This window comes from Mitsuokella apri, assembly GCF_051886055.1.
Taxonomy (GTDB): domain Bacteria; phylum Bacillota; class Negativicutes; order Selenomonadales; family Selenomonadaceae; genus Mitsuokella.
This window is the reverse complement of sequence record NZ_JBJEXT010000031.1, coordinates 1-2,377: the sequence shown is the minus strand read 5'-3', so window position 1 is coordinate 2,377 and position 2,377 is coordinate 1. Positions and strand designations below refer to the sequence as shown.

Annotated in this window: 2 protein-coding genes; one reads left to right on the top strand and one right to left on the bottom strand. The window is 52.5% G+C overall.

The genetic code is table 11. From position 1 onward, the window contains the following. Positions 1-124: 124 nt before the first annotated feature. A complete protein-coding gene (gene rpsB, locus ACI4OH_RS03840; RefSeq protein ID WP_036378270.1) occupies positions 125-850 on the bottom strand; it encodes a 30S ribosomal protein S2 in 726 nt (241 codons plus the stop codon). Positions 851-1,220: 370 nt separating this feature from the next. Here rpsB and ACI4OH_RS03835 point away from each other — a divergent pair. Next, on the top strand, positions 1,221-2,377 hold a 1,157-nt coding region (locus tag ACI4OH_RS03835; RefSeq protein WP_439784211.1), incomplete at its 3' end, for a dicarboxylate/amino acid:cation symporter.

Below are 2,377 nucleotides of genomic sequence, written 5' to 3'. Positions count from 1 at the left end.
CCAGTGGTCTCGCGCAGCTCTTTTACCATTGCAGCCGTAATCTTTGCCATTGGTTCTTTTCCTCCTAATAAAAAAGAGGAGCAAGGGATAACTCCCTTACCCCTCCCGGTCTTTTTATCGAATCTTATTCAGCAGCCGGAGCTTCAGCAGCTTCCGCTTCGCTGTCCTCACCCTGACGGCCCTCGAGGACTGCATCAGCCATGCGGCCCGTGAGGAGCTTGACGGCGCGGATAGCGTCATCGTTGCCCGGAATGACATAGTCGATCTCATCCGGATCGCAGTTCGTATCAACGATAGCAACGATAGGAATGTTGAGCTTGCGTGCCTCAGCGACAGCAATGCGCTCCTTGCGCGGATCTACGATGAAGAGTGCGCCCGGCAGCTTGTTCATCTCTTTGATGCCGCCGAGGTACTGCTCGAGCTTCTCCATCTCATGACGGAGACCCTGAACCTCTTTCTTCGTGAGGACTTCGAACGTGCCGTCTGCTTCCATAGCCTCGAGCTCTTTGAGACGGGCAATGCGCTTCTGGATCGTGCGGAAGTTCGTCATCATGCCGCCGAGCCAACGCTCATTGACATAGAACTGGCCAGCACGCGTAGCTTCTTCTTTGATGGCTTCCTGAGCCTGCTTCTTCGTGCCGACGAACAGAACGCTCTTGCCCTCTTCTGCAACGCTGCGCAGGAAAGCATAAGCCTCGTCAACCTTCTTGACCGTCTTCTGCAGGTCAATGATGTAGATGCCGTTGCGCTCCGTGAAGATGTACTTTGCCATCTTCGGGTTCCAGCGGCGCGTCTGATGTCCGAAATGGACACCTGCTTCAAGTAACTGTTTCATGGAAATAACTGCCATGTTGGTGCACCTCCTGTTTTTTTCTTCCGCGTCCTTCATCTCTCTGCACCACCCTCTTTGGGGCACAGGGCAGCGATCAGGCCGCGTGCTATTTTTACACCGCTAAAAATTATATCATAAGTAAGAGTCCTTGACAATCATCTTATCCGAAAATTTTTCGAGGTATTTTTCTATTATTTTTGAAGAAAATATTATTGTTGTAGTGATTATTTACAACAATACACGCAGGAATCGATGTCAGTTTCTGTATATTGTATGTATACGGTATACATATCTTCTATTAATGGACAAAGATGCACATTTTATCTATAATTAAAAATATGATAAGGAAATGGTATCATACATCATCATAATTAAAGGAGTGAGCCTCATGAACTTATCAATCAAGATTTTTATTGCGCTCGTACTGGCCGTCATAGTCGGCCTGATTGCGGGCGAACCTGCACTTCCCTTCATTAACTGGTGGATTGCCCCAATCGGCACGATCTTCATCAACCTCATCAAGATGATGATTGTACCGGTTGTGCTCTGCTCACTGGTCGTCGGCATGACGAGCCTTGGCGATACGACAAAGCTCGGCCGCATCGGCATCAAGACGATTGGCCTCTACCTCGTCACGACGGCTATCGCCATCGTCATCGGCTTTGGTGTTGCAGGTCTTGCACATCCGGGTGTCGGCCTGCAGATGACGTCGGATGCAGTCGTCAAGGTCAAAGAAGCACCTTCCATCATGCAGGTCTTCGTTGCGATGGTTCCGGCTAACCCAGTTCAGTCCATGGCTAAAGCCGAAATTCTGCCGGTCATCGTCTTTGCACTGTTCCTCGGCGTCGGTATTTTGAAGGTCGGCGGCGAACGCGCCGATCTCCTCATCAGATTCTTCGATGCCTGTGCAGAAGTTTCCTATAAGATCATCGGCATCGTCATGAGCTTTGCTCCAATCGGTGTCTTTGCCCTGCTCCTGCCGGTCGTCGCCAAGAACGGTCCGTCCGTCCTGCTGCCGCTGATTTCCGTCATTGCCTGCGTCGCAGTTGGCTGCGTCATCCATGCGGTCTGCGTGTATTCTTCCCTTGCCAAAATCTGGGGCGGCCATACGCCTATGCAGTTCTTCCGCGGCATGAGTGAAGCCATGCTCATTGCCTTCACGACGTGCTCGAGTGCTGCTGCCCTGCCGGTCAACATGAAGAACTCGCAGGAAAAGCTCGGCGTTTCGCGCGATGTTTCCTCGTTCGTCCTGCCGCTTGGTGCCACGATCAACATGGATGGCACGGCTCTTTACATGGGCGTCTGCTCACTGTTCATCGCGAACGTCTTCGGCATTGACCTCACGTACGGCCAGATGGCCATGATCGTCCTCACGGGTACGCTCGCTTCCATCGGTACGGCAGGTGTGCCGGGTGCCGGTCTCATCATGCTCGCCATGGTCCTGCAGAGCGTCAACCTCCCGATGGAAGGTCTCGCCCTCGTCGCCGGCATCGACCGTGTCCTCGATATGTTCCGTACCTGCCTGAACATCACGGGTGACGGTGC

Excerpts from the sequence above, each read along its gene's own strand:
- rpsB (WP_036378270.1), bottom strand. The coding sequence starts at position 850 with ATGGCAGTTATTTCCATGAAACAGTTACTTGAAGCAGGTGTCCATTTC.